Annotated in this window: 14 protein-coding genes; 3 read left to right on the forward strand and 11 right to left on the reverse strand. The window is 44.1% G+C overall.

Annotation, left to right across the window (positions count from 1 at the left end; genetic code table 11):
* The first annotated feature begins 303 nt into the window (after positions 1-303).
* Both LJE12_RS11440 and LJE12_RS11445 read left to right on the forward strand, forming a co-directional pair.
* Complete coding sequence (locus LJE12_RS11440) at positions 304-858, forward strand: TRAP transporter small permease (protein WP_025580891.1); 555 nt, start codon at positions 304-306, stop codon at positions 856-858.
* Positions 859-4,191 carry a TRAP transporter large permease subunit gene (locus tag LJE12_RS11445; RefSeq protein WP_227226975.1) on the forward strand — a complete coding sequence of 1,111 codons (3,333 nt, stop codon included), beginning with the start codon at positions 859-861 and terminating at the stop codon, positions 4,189-4,191.
* Between the two features lie 447 nt (positions 4,192-4,638).
* Here the strand turns inward: LJE12_RS11445 and LJE12_RS11450 are convergent, their stop codons facing one another.
* The 4 genes from LJE12_RS11450 to LJE12_RS11465 all read right to left on the reverse strand — a co-directional run bounded on the left by LJE12_RS11450 (position 4,639) and on the right by LJE12_RS11465 (position 9,939).
* A complete protein-coding gene (locus LJE12_RS11450; protein WP_196027693.1) occupies positions 4,639-5,646 on the reverse strand; it encodes a GTP-binding protein in 1,008 nt (335 codons plus the stop codon).
* A gap of 179 nt (positions 5,647-5,825) precedes the next feature.
* Complete coding sequence (locus tag LJE12_RS11455; protein ID WP_227226974.1) at positions 5,826-7,709, reverse strand: ABC transporter ATP-binding protein; 1,884 nt, start codon at positions 7,707-7,709, stop codon at positions 5,826-5,828.
* Positions 7,702-9,435, reverse strand: a complete 1,734-nt coding sequence (locus tag LJE12_RS11460; protein ID WP_173720956.1) for an ABC transporter ATP-binding protein — start codon at positions 9,433-9,435, stop codon at positions 7,702-7,704. The genes LJE12_RS11455 and LJE12_RS11460 overlap by 8 nt, the downstream gene beginning before the upstream one ends.
* A gap of 36 nt (positions 9,436-9,471) precedes the next feature.
* Positions 9,472-9,939 carry a MarR family winged helix-turn-helix transcriptional regulator gene (locus LJE12_RS11465; RefSeq protein WP_081018880.1) on the reverse strand — a complete coding sequence of 156 codons (468 nt, stop codon included), beginning with the start codon at positions 9,937-9,939 and terminating at the stop codon, positions 9,472-9,474.
* Between the two features lie 594 nt (positions 9,940-10,533).
* Here LJE12_RS11465 and thrH point away from each other — a divergent pair.
* Positions 10,534-11,136, forward strand: coding sequence for a bifunctional phosphoserine phosphatase/homoserine phosphotransferase ThrH (gene thrH / locus LJE12_RS11470; protein WP_025579681.1), 603 nt, complete (start codon positions 10,534-10,536; stop codon positions 11,134-11,136).
* Between the two features lie 214 nt (positions 11,137-11,350).
* Here thrH and LJE12_RS11475 read toward each other — a convergent pair whose 3' ends face one another.
* The 7 genes from LJE12_RS11475 to LJE12_RS11505 form a co-directional block, all read right to left on the reverse strand.
* Positions 11,351-12,370, reverse strand: coding sequence for a M42 family metallopeptidase (locus tag LJE12_RS11475; RefSeq protein ID WP_025579680.1), 1,020 nt, complete (start codon positions 12,368-12,370; stop codon positions 11,351-11,353).
* Between the two features lie 309 nt (positions 12,371-12,679).
* Positions 12,680-12,847 (reverse strand): diguanylate cyclase domain-containing protein, encoded by a 168-nt coding sequence (locus LJE12_RS11480; RefSeq protein WP_118521755.1) that lies wholly within the window; start codon positions 12,845-12,847, stop codon positions 12,680-12,682.
* Position 12,848: 1 nt separating this feature from the next.
* Positions 12,849-13,154: a hypothetical protein gene (locus LJE12_RS11485; protein WP_144136849.1), complete on the reverse strand. Its 306-nt coding sequence runs from the start codon at positions 13,152-13,154 to the stop codon at positions 12,849-12,851.
* Positions 13,155-13,300: 146 nt separating this feature from the next.
* A complete protein-coding gene (locus LJE12_RS11490; RefSeq protein ID WP_025579677.1) occupies positions 13,301-13,804 on the reverse strand; it encodes an NUDIX hydrolase in 504 nt (167 codons plus the stop codon).
* A 296-nt stretch (positions 13,805-14,100) separates the two neighbouring features.
* Entirely contained in the window at positions 14,101-15,765 is a 1,665-nt protein-coding gene (locus LJE12_RS11495; RefSeq protein WP_025579676.1) for a peptide ABC transporter substrate-binding protein, read from the reverse strand.
* A 260-nt stretch (positions 15,766-16,025) separates the two neighbouring features.
* Positions 16,026-17,039 (reverse strand): ABC transporter ATP-binding protein, encoded by a 1,014-nt coding sequence (locus LJE12_RS11500; RefSeq protein WP_025579675.1) that lies wholly within the window; start codon positions 17,037-17,039, stop codon positions 16,026-16,028.
* Between the two features lies 1 nt (position 17,040).
* Positions 17,041-18,048 carry an ABC transporter ATP-binding protein gene (locus tag LJE12_RS11505; protein ID WP_025579674.1) on the reverse strand — a complete coding sequence of 336 codons (1,008 nt, stop codon included), beginning with the start codon at positions 18,046-18,048 and terminating at the stop codon, positions 17,041-17,043.

Here is an 18,048-nt window from a genome sequence, read left to right on the forward strand (position 1 = left end):
TATCAGCTTACCAAAGCTTACAGAATTTCTTCCGCTCGCTAGGGGAAATCAGCTACGCTGATTTCACAGCTCGCACCCATAATATTCTTATAACATAAAAAAGCCCTGACACACGAGACATACTTTCTTTTCCAGGCTGTCGATCTGAAACCGAAACACTACTTCTGTTTTTCGCAGACAACAGAATTCACCACAGATGAAAAATGTAACTAATTACATATTATAACCATTACATTCCATCTGCCTTGAATCTGCTCCAAATTCCGAAAAACAGCAGCAAATTTTTTGAGAGGAGTAGAGAGCATGAAAATCTACAAAAAAATCATGAACGCACTGGCTGCAGTAGAAAAGATCGTCCTTGTGATCTCCACACTGCTGATCCTGGTGCTGACTGTGGGAAACGTATTTTCCCGTAAAGTCATCCACCGTTCCTGGTCCTTCACAGAAGAACTTGTAGTAGCGGTATTCGTACTCATCACCCTGCTGGCAGCCGCACTGGCCTGCCGCGAAGGAGAACTGGTCAGCCTGACACTGGTCACAGACCGCCTTCCAAAGAAACTGAAGAAACCATCCGTAATTCTGATCACAGTCCTGAGCATCATCTTCAGCGTCATCCTTTTCAAATACGGAATGGACAAGGTAATCACTCAGCTTCAGAATGGAAAAAGAACCTTCGTATTAAACTGGCCTGAATGGATCTTCTGGTCCTTCGTACCCATCGGTGCAGGATGCATGATCCTTCACTTCATTGAATTCTGTCTGGACTTCTGCTGCAAAACCGACAGCGCCAAAAATACCGACAACAGCACAAAAAGTAACATGAACACAATCACAACAGACAAAAAGGAGGGCAAATAAATGATCAGTGCAATCTTATTTATCTCCTTCTTCATATTCCTGATCCTGGGTGTACCCATCGGAATCTGCCTCGGACTTTCCTCCGTATGCGCAATTCTCTACTCCGGTACATCCCTGACGATCGTAGCAACCAACATGTACTCAGGAATCAGCAAATTCCTGCTCCTGGCAATCCCATTCTTCGTACTGTCAGGAAACATCATGGCAAAAGCCGGCATCTCCAAACGACTGATCAAATTCGTTGATACCTGCGTAGGCCACAAAAAAGGCGGTATCGCCATCGTATGTGTTATCGTAGCCTGCTTCTTCGGCGCCATCTCCGGTTCCGGCCCTGCAACTGTTGCAGCTCTTGGCGCCGTACTGATCCCTGCAATGGTAGAACAGGGCGGTTTCTCCGCACCATTCTCCACAGCACTGATGGCAACCTCAAGCTCCATCGCCATTGTCATCCCGCCAAGTATCGCCTTCGTTGTATATGCCTCCATCACAGGCACATCCATCGCAGATATGTTCATGGCAGGTATCGTACCAGGTCTTCTTATGGGCGTGGCACTGGTAATCGTAGTAATGCTGGAAGCAAAGAAACACAACATCAAACCATCCAGAGAAAAAGCCTCAGGCAAAGAACGCTGGGACGCTTTTAAAGATGCTTTCTGGGGATTCCTGATGCCGGTCATCATTCTGGGCGGTATCTACGGCGGTATCTTCACACCAACAGAAGCAGCAGCCGTATCCGTTGTATACGGACTCTTCGTAGGTATGGTCATCTACCGCGAAGTTTCCTTCCGCGATATGTTTGACATTCTGGTAGACTCAGCAAAGACAACCGGCGGTATCATGCTCATCGTAGCAAGTGCCTCTCTGTTCTCCTTTGTATGTACCAAATTCGGTATTGCAGATGCCGCCTCCAATTTACTTGGAAGCATCGCACATAACCAGTTTACCTTCCTGCTGATTGTAAATATCATCTTCCTGATCGCAGGATGCTTCATCGATGCAAACTCCGCTATGTACATCTTCATCCCGATTATGCTTCCTGTATGTAAGGCTCTTGGATACGATATAGTAGCATTCGGTGTTATGGCAACTGTAAACCTTGCAATCGGACAGGTAACTCCTCCTGTAGGCGTAAACCTTTTCGTAGCAATCAGCATCAAGATCAAAAAAGGTCTGGAAGTTACTCTGCAGGAGATCTCAAGGGCAGTTGTGCCAATGATCGCAGCCTGCGTTGCAGTTCTTCTGATCGTTACATACATCCCGATCACCTCCACTTTCCTTCCAAAAGCTCTTGCAAAAGAAGGCTCCTACACAGGTGATCAGTCCTCCGCTTCCTCTGACACAGCTTCCAAGGAGGCAGGAGACGGCAATAACTCCTTTGACACAATCGCAGATTACAGCGACCTTGACTGGCCGGAAATGACCTGGAACTTCGCATGCTCCACTACTGAGACAAGTACATGGGCTGATGGCGGACGTAAGTTCGGTGAACTGATGGAAAAAGCCACAGGTGGCAAAGTCAAAGTCAACATTTACGCTGCTGACCAGCTTACAAACGGCAACCAGTCCGAAGGTATTCAGGCTCTGATGAATGGGGACCCGGTTCAGATCTCCATGCACTCCAACCTGATCTACTCTGCATTTGATCCACGTTTCAACGTTGTTTCTCTTCCGTTCGTCTATGATTCTTATGACGATGCAGATGCGAAATTCGATGGCGAAGCAGGTGCAAAGCTGAAAGAAATCCTCAGTGAGTACGGACTCCACTGCATGGGTATTGCAGAGAACGGTTTCCGCGAAATCACAAACAGCAAACATGAGATTAAATCTGTAGACGATATGAAGAACCTGAAGGTTCGTGTAGCAGGCTCCAACCTTCTGATGGAATGCTACAAGAGATGGGGCGCTGATGCCACAAACATGAACTGGTCTGAAACTTACACAGCACTTCAGCAGAACACAGTAGAAGGTCAGGAGAATCCGCTTCCCGCTATCGACGCTGCAAGTGTTCAGGAGGTTCAGCCTTACTGCTCTATGTGGGATGCAATTTATGACTGCCTGTTCTTCTGTATCAACGAAAACATCTACAACAGTCTCACACCACAACAGCAGGAAGTTGTTGACGAGGCAGGACAGAAAGCAGTTGAATATGAGCGTTACATCAACCGCTCCGGAGATGACGAGATCAAAGAACGCTGGGCAAGCCAGAACGGTGTAACAATCACAGAAAAAGAAGACATGGACATCGACTCCTTCAAAGAAGCAGTTGACGGTATCGATGACTGGTTTGTAAACGAACTGAAGAGCCAGGGCTATGACGATGCCCAGGATCTGGTTGATCTTTTCACAAAGGACTCCTTCAACACAGTGCAAGATTACAGTAATCTGGGCTGGCCGGAAACAACCTGGAACTTCGCATGCTCCACTACTGAGACAAGTACCTGGGCTGACGGCGGACGTAAGTTCGGTGAACTGATGGAAAAAGCTACAGGCGGAAAGGTTAAAGTCAATATTTATGCAGCTGACCAGCTTACAAACGGCAACCAGTCCGAAGGTATTCAGGCTCTGATGAATGGGGACCCGGTTCAGATCTCCATGCACTCCAACCTGATCTACTCTGCATTTGATCCACGTTTCAACGTTGTTTCTCTTCCATTCGTCTATGATTCTTACGACGATGCAGATGCGAAATTCGATGGCGAAGCTGGTGAAAAACTGAAAGAAATCCTTGGCGAATACGGACTCCACTGCATGGGTATCGCAGAAAACGGTTTCCGCGAGATCACAAACAGCAAACATGAAATCAAATCTGTAGATGATATGAAGAACCTGAAGGTCCGTGTAGCAGGTTCCAACCTTCTGATGGAATGCTACAAGAGATGGGGTGCTGATGCCACAAACATGAACTGGTCAGAAACTTACACAGCACTTCAGCAGAACACGGTTGAAGGTGAGGAAAATCCACTTCCTGCTATTGACGCAGCAAGCGTTCAGGAGGTTCAGCCTTACTGTTCCATGTGGGATGCAATTTATGACTGTCTGTTCTTCTGCATCAATCAGGATATCTACGACGGCCTCACACCACAACAGCAGGCAGTTGTTGATGAATGCGGTCAGAAGGCAGTTGAATACGAACGTTACATCAACCGTTCCAGCGACAATGAGATTAAAGAACGCTGGGAATCCAAAAACGGCGTAACCTTCACAGAGAAAGCTGATATGGATATCGATTCCTTCAAGAAAGCTGTAGACGGCGTAGACGACTGGTTCGTAAATGAGCTGAAGAGCCAGGGCTACGAAGACGGCCAGGATCTGGTTGATCTGTTTACCAAATAATCCTTACGGTTACAAAACTCCATAAAAATAAATGAACAGGGTATGAAGTTTCATCAGATTACGATGAACTTCATACCCTGTTTTGTTTTTAATAATATAGAACGTAAAGTACTTGATATCTTCTATTTTTCACGTTATACTGAACAAGTATAATTGAACAGACCCGGATGCGAAGTTTCGACCCCTGCCCTCCAGTTTCACGAAAGGAGGGTGATGCCCGATGAACACAATGGAAGTCCTTACTTTATTGTTAGTAATTTTTACGGCATTGACTTACATAGATCAACATAAAAAGAAATAAGCATCCCACCGCCCAAAGTTGGATGCTTAATTTCTTTACTCATTAATTATACCGAGGGCAACCGGAACACGCTTCCGGTCATCTTCTAAGTAGATTATACAATGGGGCACCTGATTTTTCAAGTGCCCTTTTTGTAAATTTAAATCTCAGATTTTCAGATAGGATTTAATTTTCTCCTCCTGCAGTTCTTCTCCAATCACGATCAGAACCTCCTGTCCTACATGAAGCGGTCGGATTGTAATTTCATTCTTCGTAGCATTTAATTCAATCCACTGCCGTCTATCGCACTCTGCCCATGCAGATAGTCCAGAACCATCTTCGCTGTCACTGTCTACTCTCATAAATCCCTTCATCCGGAACACACGCCCACATTCAGGATCAGACAGAATCTTCTCAGCCGCTTCCCGAAGCTCCTTCTCAGTCATCTTCACATTCATAAAGTACAAAGAAGTAAAGGCATCCTCTGCCTCAAACTCCGGTTTCCTGTAGCTTGCCATCACATATCCACAGGATGCGATTCTGTCAAAGTCCTCTTTCGACATCTCATCCCAGTTCTTGTGGATAATATTAACTGTATCCACATCATCCATTTCACAGCAAAATCTCCTGCTGCAATGAACCTTCTCCAACGCCTGATTCACATGCTCAATCGTACCCTGGATTTCCTCGGGTGATGCGTCCTGGCTCTTGCTCATCACAATGCATCCGGCATCTGCCACCTCAGAAGCCAGAATGAAATCCGCCTCCTCTGACAGATCACGCTCCAGCTTAGAATCCACAATTGCAATCACATTCCCAATCTGATACCAACGGTTTAACGGCTCCTCATGAAGAATATCAAAGAACTCATCCACATCAAAAATCCCAGACGGCTCCACGATCACACGGTCATAACCGCACATACCCATAGCAATCAGTTTCGTCTTAAATCTCCTCCTGTGGCAGTCCTTATCACACCCTCCTGAGATCATCTCCAGCTCACAGTTCTCTCCCATCAGATCCTGAAGCAACATCATATCCACATTCACAGCCCCGTAATCATTCTCCAGAATCCCAATATTATTACCAGCATCCATCAGATACTGCGCATACTTCCTGATAAACGTCGTCTTCCCTGAACCAAGAAAACCAGTGATCAGATCTATCTTTACCATCGTATATCTCTCCCTTGCTGCTGCATAATTTTTCTTTTTTATCCGTAAACCGGAACTTCATCATCTGTGATCCACATACCTGTACGATCATAGCATTATAACGCAGAAAACGCAACGCCCGCAAAGAAAGACCACAATTATTCATGTTCTGAAATAATTGCAGTCTTTCTGATAGTTCCTTATGACAATTCCAGCTTACCAGTATAAAGCTGATAATAAGTTCCTTTTAACTTAATGAGGTCTTCATGGTCGCCTCTTTCAATGATCTTTCCATGATCCAGTACGATGATGGCATCGCTGTTTCTGATGGTTGAAAGTCGATGGGCGATCACAAATACAGTACGGCCTTTCATCAGGTTATCCATACCTTTTTGTACAATACTCTCTGTACGGGTATCAATACTTGAGGTTGCTTCATCCAGGATCAGTACAGGCGGATTGGCTACTGCTGCTCTTGCAATGGAGAGAAGCTGGCGCTGTCCCTGGGACAGTTCCTCACCGTCTCCGCTTAACATGGTATCATATCCTTTTGGAAGCATTTTGATAAACTGGTCTGCATGAGCCAGTCTTGCTGCCTCGTATACTTCCTCATCTGTAGCATCCAGTTTACCGTAGCGGATGTTTTCTTTAATAGTTCCTGTAAACAGGTGAGTATCCTGAAGTACGATTCCCAGAGAACGTCTCAGGTCATCCTTCTTAATCTTGGTAATGTTGATTCCATCGTAACGGATTTTACCTTCCTGAATATCATAGAAACGGTTGATCAGATTTGTGATCGTTGTCTTTCCTGCACCTGTGGAACCTACGAAAGCAAGTTTCTGTCCCGGCTTGGCGAAGAGGCTGATGTCTTTCAGAATAACTTTGTCCGGGTTATATCCGAATGTAACATCTTCGAATCGGACATCTCCTGTCAGTTCTGTATAAGTAACGGAACCATCTGCAGAATGTGGATGTTTCCATGCCCACATGCCTGTTCTCTCTTTGCATTCTGTGATATTGCCGTTGGCATCCTTTCTTGCATTAACAAGTTCTACGTAACCTTCATCCTCTTCCGGCTTCTCGTCAATGAGCCTGAAGATACGTTCTGCACCTGCAAGTGCCATAACAATGGCATTAAACTGCTGTGCCACCTGCATGAATGGCTGGGTAAAGCTCTTGGTGAACTGTAAATAGGAAGCCATAACACCGAGGGTGATGCCGCCCACACCTGTTACAGAGAGAAGTCCCCCAAGTACTGCTGTCAGTACGAACTGCAGGTTACCGATGTTACCGATCACAGGTCCCATCATGTTTCCGTATTTATTGGCGTTTGCAGAACCCTCGAAGAGTGCTTCGTTGAGTTTGTCGAATTCTTCTTTTGATTTATCTTCGTGGTTGAAAACTTTTACCACACGCTGACCATTCATTCGTTCTTCCACGAAACCGGTCACATCTGCCAGAGATACCTGCTGACGGATGAAATATTTGCCACTGTTGGAACCAATCTTACTGGTAACCTTCAGCATAATAAAAATAATCACAACTGCCAGAATTGTAAGCAGCGGACTTAACAATAACATGGAAATAAAGGTAACCACGATCGTAAACAGCGCCATCAGCGCCTGCGGGATCGCCTGGCTGATCATCTGTCGCAGGGTATCTGTATCGTTGGTATAGAGGCTCATGACAGATCCGTTTGTATTCTGGTCGAAATAGCGGATCGGAAGAGTCTGCATATGCTCGAACATATCATCACGGACACTTTTAAGCACACCCTGACCGATATAAACCATCATTCGGGTATAAATAAATGTGGCAATCACACCAAGTGCAAAAATACAGCCAAGGACTGCAAGTGCCTTATAGAGTTCTGCAAAGTTCGGATCTGTCTGTCCGATCAGCGGGATGATAAAGTCATCCAGCAGAAATTTCAGGGACAGGGATACTGCAATACTTGCTGCGGAACTGATAAAGATGCAGATAAATACGATGATAAACTGTATCTTATGGGTTCCTGTCATATATTTCAGAAGTCTTTTGGCAGTTTGGATGGTGTTCTGATCTAATTTTTTCTTCTTATTCATCGTCTCCGCCTCCTTTGACCTGTGATTCATATACTTCTCTGTAAATATCATTTGTCTTCAGCAGTTCTTCTGAAGTACCCACACCTGCGATCTTACCGTCATCCAGTACGATGATCTGATCTGCATCTTCAATAGAAGAAACTCGCTGTGCGATAATAATCTTTGTTGTGTTCGGGATCTCCTCGCGGAAAGCCTTACGTATCAGGGCATCTGTTCTTGTATCTACTGCACTGGTAGAGTCATCCAGGATCAGGATCTTCGGTTTCTTGAGAAGAGCCCTTGCAATACACAGACGCTGCTTCTGACCGCCGGATACGTTGTTACCGCCCTGAACGATCATTGTATCGTAGCCATCCGGGAACTCACTGACGAATCCATCTGCCTGGGCCAGCTTACAGACCCTCCGAACTTCTTCCTCACTGGCATGTTCATCACCCCAGCGAATATTGTCATAGATGCTTCCTGAGAACAGCACATTTTTTTGAAGTACCATGGAAACCTGGTCACGAAGTACTTCCAGATTGTAGTTGCGTACATCCACGCCTCCCACCTGGACATTACCCTTTGTGACATCATAGAGTCTGGGGATCAGCTGCACCAGGGTAGACTTTGCACTTCCGGTTCCGCCGATGATACCTACTGTCTGACCGGATTTAATATGAAGATTTACATCCTTCAGGGAAAGATTTCCTCCCTCTCCTGCATAGCTGAAATCTACATGATTAAAGTCAATGGAACCATCTGCCACATTCTTTACTGCATCAGCTTTATCCTGCATCTCAGGAACTTCATCCAGAACCTCTACAATACGGTCTGTGGATGCTTCTGCTATCATGATCATAACAAACACGAAAGTTACCATGTTCAGGGACATGAGAATCTGAAGTGCGTAGACAATGATACTTGTCAGCTCACCGGTTTCCATGCCACCGAGAACAATACCTCTTCCACCAATTGCAACAATGATAATGATTACAGTATACATGACAAACATCATAACCGGTGAGTTCCATGCAACGATTTTCTCTGCTTTAGTAAACAGATTATAAACATATCTGGAAATTCCATGGAATTTCTCAATCTCATAGTCCTCTCTTACGAAAGCCTTAACTACACGTGAGGCATTTACATTCTCCTGAACGGAATTGTTCAGGTTGTCATATTCATCAAAGACCTTGATGAAATGCGGATGTGCCTTTTTCGCAATAAAGATCAGTGTACCGCCAAGGACAGGAACAACTATCAGGAAAAGCACTGCGATCGGTTTGTTGATCGTCAGTGTCATAATCCATGACAGGATGATCATAAACGGTGCCCTGGCAAGAAGGCGGATACTCATCATGTATGCCTGCTGTACATTTGTGATATCAGTGGTCAGTCGTGTGACCAGACCTGATGTTGAAAAGTGGTCGATATTTTTAAAGGAAAAATCCTGCACCTTATAAAAAATATCGTGTCGTAAATTCTTCGCATATCCTGCTGCTGCAACTGCCGCCATATTTCCGGCCTGTACGCCGAAGAACAGGGAAAGCATTGCCATTGCAACAAGGATGACTCCACGCTGGATGATATAGCTCATATCTCCGTTTGCAATACCTACGTCGATAATCTTCGCCATCTCCAGAGGAATCAGAACTTCCATCAGTACTTCCAGGATTACAAGGACCGGAGCCAGTACAGACTGCTTCTTGTATTCCCGGACTGAACGTAAAAGTTTCTTATTCATCTTCGTCAATGTCCTCCTTATGTCTCGTTATTTCTGTTAAAAATCATTCCTGCTATCGCAGGATTTTTTCCGGTTTTCATACATCTGCCAGAGAACCTGTTTGCACAGTTCCACATCCTCCTTCGGAATTCCCCGGAGCATTTTGGCTTCGCCTTCTTCAATACTCTTTAAGATTGCAGGACGGATCTTCTCTGCTTTCTCTGTGGGAATGATCTGTTTCAGGCGTGCATCCTGTTTCGCACTCTCTCTGTAAATGTAACCGTTCTTCTCCATCAGCTTCAGGATCCCTGTCACTGTAGGTTTCCTGATCTGGAATTCCTCTTCAATATCTTTCTGATAGAGATCTCTGTGCATGGTTTCCAGAAGGATAAATTTCAGCACATGCTTCTGCATGGTCGTCAGATCGTCATTCTCCATCACCTCTGCCGGATTATGCCGTTTCATTGTATGGGATAAAATATGTATCAGCCTGCCTACATGCATCTCATTCAGCTTCTGTTTCATTTCCTCGTCTATCTCGCCGCACCTCCTAAAATCAGTACCCATACTATTGCAAAGCCATATAAATAGTTAGGTTGCTATCCATTAGTTGCCTAACTATTATATGGCTTTGGTTTTTTTATGTCAATACTTATTTTATGTTTCTATTTTTGTTCTATATATGATATAGTATTAACGTTGTCCAACCAATACCCGGCAACGGGAGGAGGTGATATTCTTGTCAGAAATTATTCTTTCTTTTCTTATCTCCTGTGCAGCAGGTATAATCTGCCACTATATCTGCAAATGGCTAGACGGAGATAAATAGGACAACACTAGCCTAGTGGTTGCTTGTCCACTTTGTTAAAACAAGAAGAAAGCCCTGGGAGCTGCCACTCCCAGGGCTTTCATTCTTGTTATTCTTGTCAGATTAATTATTCTTTCTTCTGCCTATTGGCATTATATCATATGCATTTTAGGAAATCAATATTCTCCTTTTAAGCAACTCAAAAATTAAATTTGCAAGGACTCTCAGAATATGTTAGAATGATTTCACTAAATAAAGCATTAAAGGATTTTCAAAAATAAAGAGGTTTCACACAAAGGAGGATTTCTATTATGTATATTACATGTCTTGACGTAGAGGGCGTACTGGTACCTGAGATCTGGATCGCATTTGCTGAAGCAAGCGGAATCCCGGAGCTGAAGAAAACCACACGTGATGAGCCGGACTATGATAAGCTGATGAACTGGAGGCTTGGTATTCTGAAGGAACATGGTCTCGGACTGAAAGAAATTCAGGATGTGATCGCAAAGATCGATCCGCTTCCGGGTGCAAAGGAATTCCTGGATGAACTTCGTTCTTTCTCTCAGGTAATTCTGATCAGCGATACTTTCACACAGTTTGCAGCACCGCTCATGGAGAAGCTTGGCAGACCTACCTTATTCTGCAACACTCTTGAAGTTGCAGACAACGGTGAGATCACAGGCTTTAAGATGAGAGTGGAACAATCCAAGTTAACTACTGTAAAGGCTTTACAGTCTATCGGATTCGATACCATTGCAAGCGGTGATTCCTACAATGACCTGGGTATGATCCAGGCAAGCAAGGCTGGATTCCTGTTCCGCAGTACAGATAAGATCAAAGCAGATTATCCGGAGATCCCGGCATATGAAGAATATGATGAACTGCTGGCTGCTATTAAGAATGCAATGAAATAAATCAGCTTTATATCAAAATATTATTGCTATTTATATTTCACATCTGGAATGGGAAATTTCATTAATATAAATATCCACAAATAATAAAATCTGCAGATAAGATATCCATTATATGATATCTCCTGCAGATTTTTTGTAATTTAACCTCATAAAGCAGTTCCTGTCCAATATTCCAATTACCAAAAAACATATAAAAGAACAGCTGCTTTATTTTTTATTCCGTCACATACGCCTTCACAAGTTCATACGTATTCTTCACTCCATCCATATGAGATCTCTCATAATTATGTGAAGCATAAACCCCAGGTCCGATCAGGCCATGTCTGATGTCATATCCTGCGCGGAGAGTTGCCTCCACATCAGATCCATAATGCGGATAAACATCGATCGCGAAATCCAGACCATGTGCTTTCGCTGTATTGACCAGTGCAGTGATCAGATTATAATTGTACGGACCGCCGGAATCTTTGGCGCAGATGGATACCATACGCTCTGTACATCCAAGATCAGCACCCACACATCCCATATCTACAGAAATCATTTCCGCTGTATCTGCCGGTACATAGCTTCCGCCATGTCCAACTTCTTCATATACTGTGAAAAGCAATGATACCTTACGATGCAGTGTAATCCCTTCGTCTTTCACTGCCTTCGCCAGTCCCAGCAGGATTGCTGCAGAAAGCTTATCATCTAGAAAACGGCTCTTGATATATCCACTCTCTGTGATCACAGTCCGCGGATCCATAGCAATGATATCTCCTACCTGGATTCCCAGTGCATCAATATCCTCTTTGTTTTCTACATTCTCATCCAGCAGGATCTCCATATTCTCTTCTGTCTGTTCCACTTTCTCATCTGCCACGTGCGCAGATGGTTCTGTATTCAGCACAACCCCTGTATAAACCCTGCCGTCTCTCGTATGAACAGTACAGTTCTCACCATCAGCAGTTCTCCACTGATGTCCGCCCAGAGTTGTAGGACGGAGGCGTCCGTTATCTTTTATGGAGCGTACCATTGCACCAAGAGTATCAATATGAGATGCCAGGACCAGCGGATTTCCCTCTCCTCCGATCGTCACGAGCACATTTCCCTTATTGGAAAGCTCCGGCTCATATCCCATTTCTTTCAGTGTTTCCATCAGATACTCTGCCGCCTTTTCCGTATAGCTGGACGGGCTTGGGATTGCAGTTAATTTCTTTAACTGTTCCCCGATAAACTCAAGATTTTTTTCCATATTTTTTTCCTCTCATCATTTCATACTTGATTAAGCGGATAAAATCATCCGCTCCGCTATTTGCTCATAACCGAATAACTGCTTCGCAGTTTGATTTGATTATATCACGGCAGAAAGAAAGCGCCCTCAGTGTTCTTCACTTCCGGCGGCATTCCATCTTACATAATATGCTCCAGCAGTTTATGTTCATATTCATTACATTCTGCGATGTCTCCAGATATCCACTCTCTGTCAGTTCCAGGATAATACTGTCTGTAGAGAGATTATGCTTCTCAAGGATTGTATGAAAATCCTCTACCAGAGCACTCTTCAGAAGCCTACTGTTCCGCCAATCTCATTAACAAGGAGATATTCATCTCCTAGAATACGGTAAACCTGCTCCCCTGTTCTGAGACTTGCACGAATACACTCCGCTACTCCACGGATGATCTGATCTCCGTAAGCAGTTCCCATTCTCTCATTTCTGATCACATTCACATCACTTACTGCTGCGAAATCCTCTATCCATATCTACAATATGTGCATGCCTGTCTTTCTGAGAATTGCTGTTTTTGATATAATCCAGGGCTTCATCCATCGTCATATTCTGGCGTTCTATGTAATTTGCCCAGTTCTCTGCATATCCCTTCTCCATCTTCAGATAGTTTCCGGAAACCTGCTTCATTCCTTCCATAGTGGAACAAAACGCATCTATCTGCATCTGCGTTTTTTCATTCCTGATATGGTCGGAATAAACCAGAGAAGACAGAACCGCCGCCAGGATCAGAAGAATATTAATAATCACCAGGATTATTCTCCCGAACCTTTTCTGACTGTTCTTTATTATATTTTTCATTATCTTTCCTCTCAGGAATCACCTTCCGGATGCTGCATTTCTCTTTATATCATAAGCAGCATCCGAAAGGTTTTCCCACGGATCTCTGCATATATTTACATCTCAAATGCCTTTTTTATACTGTCATAATGCAGAAATTTTCCATCTGCTGCAAATTCTCTGATCTGGTCAGGACTGGCAAACATATATCCGTCTGTCTCTTCAGTCTGTAAATGTAAGTCATTCTCATCAATGTCCATGATAAAACGGTACACATCTACAAAATAGTTGTCTCCTTCACCCGGGTTCTCTCTCTTATACGTAAAAAGATAACCACCTTCTGCGTTTCGGGCATCCAGTCCTGTTTCCTCTTTCACCTCACGCAGAACAGCTTCATAAGATTCCTCTCCTGCCTGTGCAGCGCCGCCGGATACTTCCCACCATCCAGGTGCCCACGCTTTCGTCATGACACGTTTAGTGATTAGAAAAGTACCATCCGGTCTGGCTACTACGCCAAGCACAGTCAGATGATACTCTCCGTCCTTCAGACACCAGTCATTTCTCTTCATGGTACGTCCTGTAGGTTTCTTATTCTCATCATAAATATCCCAAAATTCCATTTCCAGTTATCTCCCTGTAAGATTGCTATTGTAACGTTTATTTATAATCATATCATCTTATAGATTTTTATGCAAACATATACTGTAAAATTTAGTTTTTTATTTTACCTTTTTATCATAAAAAAGTGGCAGCCTGAAAACTTTACCATCTCCTGTTCTAAAACAAAAACAGCCCCTGCGGAGAGTCTTAAACTCTTCCGCACAGAGCTGTTTTTACTTTCAAAATTATGCATTTTTATGCAGGAATGCGAAACTACTTTCTCTGTCCGTTTCCAGACTCATTCCTGTCTCAGATCTTATTCCTGGGTTGTGTATCCGAAGAAGAAGTATCCAAGTGGTGTGTAATACATACCTTTGATATTATCTTTCAGCATGTATGGCTGTGTATAGAAGTACAGAGGAGCCAGTACATTGTCTTCACCGATAAGGATATCTTCTGCTGCATGGAATGCTTTCATACGCTCTGCCTGATCAGAAGTAGCTTTTGCTGCATCGATCTGTGCATCGTAATCCGGGTTAGAATACTGAGCATCGTTGTTTCCGCCGCCTGTATACCACATATCAAGGAATGTACAAGGATCATTGTAGTCACCGATCCATCCGTTACGTGCGATCTGGAAGTCACCATTCTTTCTGTTCTGAAGGAATACGTTCCAGTCCTGGTTGTCCAGGTTAACAGTTACGCCAAGTTCTTTCTGCCACATGTTCTGGAGTGCTTCAGCGATCTTTTTGTGTTTGTCATCTGTGTTGTACAGATATTCAACTGTCGGGAAACCTTCGCCGTCTGGATATCCTGCATCTGCAAGGATCTGACGTGCTTCTTCACAGTTCTTCTCATAATCATCTTCAGAAACGCTGTAATATTCACCGCCTACTGTACGGAAGTCATCTCCGCTTGCTCCGTCTGCATCATAGATACCGGATGGAACATATCCTGTTGCAGGAACTTCACCGGACTGAGTTACGTTATCTACGATGTAGTTACGATCGATTACAAGTGAGAATGCTTTACGGATTGCAGGATCAGAGAATACTTCATTTTCTGTATTGAAGCATACATAGTATGTTCCGATATAGTCAGCGATGTTAAGTTCTCCGGATGCAAGGTAAGTAGCAACTTCGTCTACAGGAAGGTTCTCGATGAAATCAAGTTCTCCGTTGTTGTATCCTTTAAGGATCGCGTTGTTGTCGTCCAGAAGTGCAAATTTAATTGTGTCCGGTCCAAGGTTCTCATAATCATAGTAGTTCTCATTCTTTTCCATAAGAATGTAGGAGTTATGAGACCATTCTTTCATCTTGTAAGGTCCGTTGCTGATATAAGTTGCAGGATCAAATGTCCAGTTCTCGCTTCCCTCTACCATATCTTTACGAACAGGGAAGGTTGCCGGGAATGCCATGATCTCTTCGAAATACGGGCAGTCATAAGTTAAATCGATCTGCAGTGTTGTATCATCTGTAGCTTTGATTCCAAGTGTGTCAGGATCCGCACTTCCGTCAGCTACCTCTGCATATCCTTTTACCATGTCGATCATGTAACAGTAGTCTGCTGCTGTTTCCGGGTTTGCCAGACGTTTCCAGGAATATTCGAAATCTCCTGCTGTTACGGCCTGTCCGTCAGACCATTTGATACCATCACGAAGATGTACAGTATAAGTTACTGTTCCGTCATCGTTTGTCTCTTTATCCCAGGATTCAGCCTGTCCTGGAACTGTAACAGCATTTCCTTCACCGTCGTCTGCCCATTTGACCAGACCTTCGAACATATGGTGGCACATGACAGAACCATCCATTGCTGTATTCAGTGCAGGGTCGATACTCTGTGGTTCAGATGCGATACAGAGATTCAGATTAAATCCGTCTGTTGATTCGCTCTCTGCTGCCATTACAGGTGCTGTAGCTGCCATGCTTGTAACCATAGCTACTGACAGAGCCAGAGACATAATTGTTTTTGCCTTTCTCATTACTTGTCCTCCTTTATTATGGTTTTCGCTGTATGAGAAGTCAGCGATTTGTATTATAAATTCCATTATACAGGAACCCAATACCTATGTTAAGCTTTTTCTTTCGGATTTTTTACTATAATTGCAACAATAATTTTGTTAATTATTTCCTATTTTTATTCTTTCTATTTATTTCAGTATTACCCACCAGTTTACATTATATTTTTTCGTATTCTGTAAGTACTCTGATAAATAGTCAGGCGAATATCCGCTTGACTGTATTATTTATCCAGCAGATGACATGCTGCCCAGTGTCCAGGTTCATGCTCTTTGAACTGTGGCATCTCCTCACGGCACTTCTGTGTCGCATATGGACATCTGGTATGGAAACGGCATCCACTCGGCGGGTTCATCGGGCTTGGCACATCTCCCTCAAGGATGATACGCTTTCTGGTACGGCTCAGCTTAGGATCCGGTACCGGAACTGCAGAAAGAAGCGTCTGTGTATATGGATGGATCGGATGACGGTTCAGCTCATAGCTCTCACCAAGTTCTACCAGAGATCCCAGATACATAACACCGATCCTGTTTGAAATATGACGCACAACAGACAAGTCATGAGCGATAAACAGGTAAGTCAGTCCCATTTCTGCCTGCATATCCTCCAGCATGTTTACAACCTGTGACTGGATAGAAACGTCCAATGCGGAAATCGGCTCATCACATACGATAAATTCCGGTTTAACGGCAAGTGCACGGGCAATGCCGACACGCTGCTGCTGTCCGCCGGAGAACTCATGAGGATAACGGTTTGCATGCTCGGTATTTAATCCTACTCTTGCAAGTAGACCTTTGATCATATCCGCACGGTCTTTTTTATTTGCAGCCAGTTTATGAATGTCGATAGCCTCTCCGATAATCTCTCCGACTGTCATACGAGGATCAAGAGATGCGGATGGATCCTGGAAAATAATCTGCATTTTCTTACGGTAAGGAAGCATGTTTACAGATTTCGCTTTACCAAGTGGTTTGCCGTCTTTGTCCAACGGATTGTCAAAAATTGTCTGACCGTCATAGATAATCTTACCACCGGTCGGCTCATACAATCTGAGAATGGTTCTTCCCAGAGTTGTTTTACCGCATCCGGACTCTCCTACCAGTCCTAATGTCTCACCTTTCTTAATATAGAGGGAAACATCCTGAACTGCCTGAACACCTGGACCGTTTGTTCCCTTGATCGGGAAGTATTTACGTAAATTCTCTATCTCGACAAGTTTCTTTTCTTCATTTGCCATATCAGTTCTCCTCCTTGCCCATCAGTTCCTGAACACACAGCCAGCAGGCTGAACGGTGTTTCTCGCCTACTTCTACATAAGGAGGCATCTTCTTCAGACAGATCTTCATACAATGCTCACAGCGTGGTGCAAAAGGACAGCCTTCCGGCGGATTCAGCATATCGACCGGAGTACCCTCTATCGGGATCAGTCGTTCGTAACTCTCTGCATCTACACGAGGCATAGAACGCAGAAGTCCTTTTGTATACGGATGCGCAGGTTCATAGAAAATATCATCAACAGGGCCCTGTTCAACGATACGGCCTGCATACATAACGGAAACCTTATCGCAGATATCCGCAACAACACCAAGGTTATGAGTGATAAAAATGATTCCCATTTTTGTTTTCTTCTGCAGGTCTTTCATCAGGTCAAGGATCTGTGCCTGGATCGTAACATCCAGAGCTGTAGTCGGCTCATCCGCGATCAGAAGCTGCGGATGACAGATCAGACCCATGGCGATCATAACTCGCTGGCGCATACCACCGGAGAACTCATGAGGATACTGTTTCATACGCTTCTGTACATTGTTGATACCAACCATTTCCATCATTTCCATGGCACGCTTCTCAGCTTCTTCCTTGCTGATCTTTTTATCATGAGCGCGAAGTGCTTCTACTAACTGATTTCCAATGGTGTAAACCGGGTTTAAACAGGTCATCGGGTTCTGGAAGATCATCGCTACTTTACTGCCGCGGAATTCTGTCATCTGATCTTTGGTAAAAGACAGGACATCCTGTCCTTCAAAAGTAATGGAACCTCCGACAACCTTACCAGGAGACTGAAGAAGTCCCATAATAGAGTAGGCTTCCTGGCTCTTACCGGAACCGGACTCTCCTACTACTCCCATAACTTCGCCGTAGTCCAGGTCGTAGGAGATTCCTCCTACAGCCTTAACTTCACCGGCCGGTGTAAAGAAGGAGACTTTTAAGTCCTTAACTTCCAATAATTTATGTTTCTGTTCAGACAT

It is taken from the genome of Blautia sp. DFI.6.71, from assembly GCF_020593585.1.
In the GTDB taxonomy this organism is placed as follows: Bacteria; Bacillota; Clostridia; order Lachnospirales; family Lachnospiraceae; genus Blautia_A; species Blautia_A wexlerae.

Bases quoted from the DNA above. Each gene is read 5' to 3' on its own strand.
- LJE12_RS11500 (WP_025579675.1), bottom strand. From the start codon at position 17,039: ATGGCAAATGAAGAAAAGAAACTTGTCGAGATAGAGAATTTACGTAAA.
- LJE12_RS11455 (WP_227226974.1), bottom strand. From the start codon at position 7,709: ATGAATAAGAAGAAAAAATTAGATCAGAACACCATCCAAACTGCCAAA.
- LJE12_RS11440 (WP_025580891.1), top strand. From the start codon at position 304: ATGAAAATCTACAAAAAAATCATGAACGCACTGGCTGCAGTAGAAAAG.
- LJE12_RS11495 (WP_025579676.1), bottom strand. From the start codon at position 15,765: ATGAGAAAGGCAAAAACAATTATGTCTCTGGCTCTGTCAGTAGCTATG.
- LJE12_RS11505 (WP_025579674.1), bottom strand. From the start codon at position 18,048: ATGTCTGAACAGAAACATAAATTATTGGAAGTTAAGGACTTAAAAGTC.
- LJE12_RS11475 (WP_025579680.1), bottom strand. From the start codon at position 12,370: ATGGAAAAAAATCTTGAGTTTATCGGGGAACAGTTAAAGAAATTAACT.
- LJE12_RS11445 (WP_227226975.1), top strand. From the start codon at position 859: ATGATCAGTGCAATCTTATTTATCTCCTTCTTCATATTCCTGATCCTG.
- LJE12_RS11450 (WP_196027693.1), bottom strand. From the start codon at position 5,646: ATGGTAAAGATAGATCTGATCACTGGTTTTCTTGGTTCAGGGAAGACG.
- LJE12_RS11465 (WP_081018880.1), bottom strand. From the start codon at position 9,939: ATGAAACAGAAGCTGAATGAGATGCATGTAGGCAGGCTGATACATATT.
- LJE12_RS11460 (WP_173720956.1), bottom strand. From the start codon at position 9,435: ATGAATAAGAAACTTTTACGTTCAGTCCGGGAATACAAGAAGCAGTCT.
- thrH (WP_025579681.1), top strand. From the start codon at position 10,534: ATGTATATTACATGTCTTGACGTAGAGGGCGTACTGGTACCTGAGATC.
- LJE12_RS11490 (WP_025579677.1), bottom strand. From the start codon at position 13,804: ATGGAATTTTGGGATATTTATGATGAGAATAAGAAACCTACAGGACGT.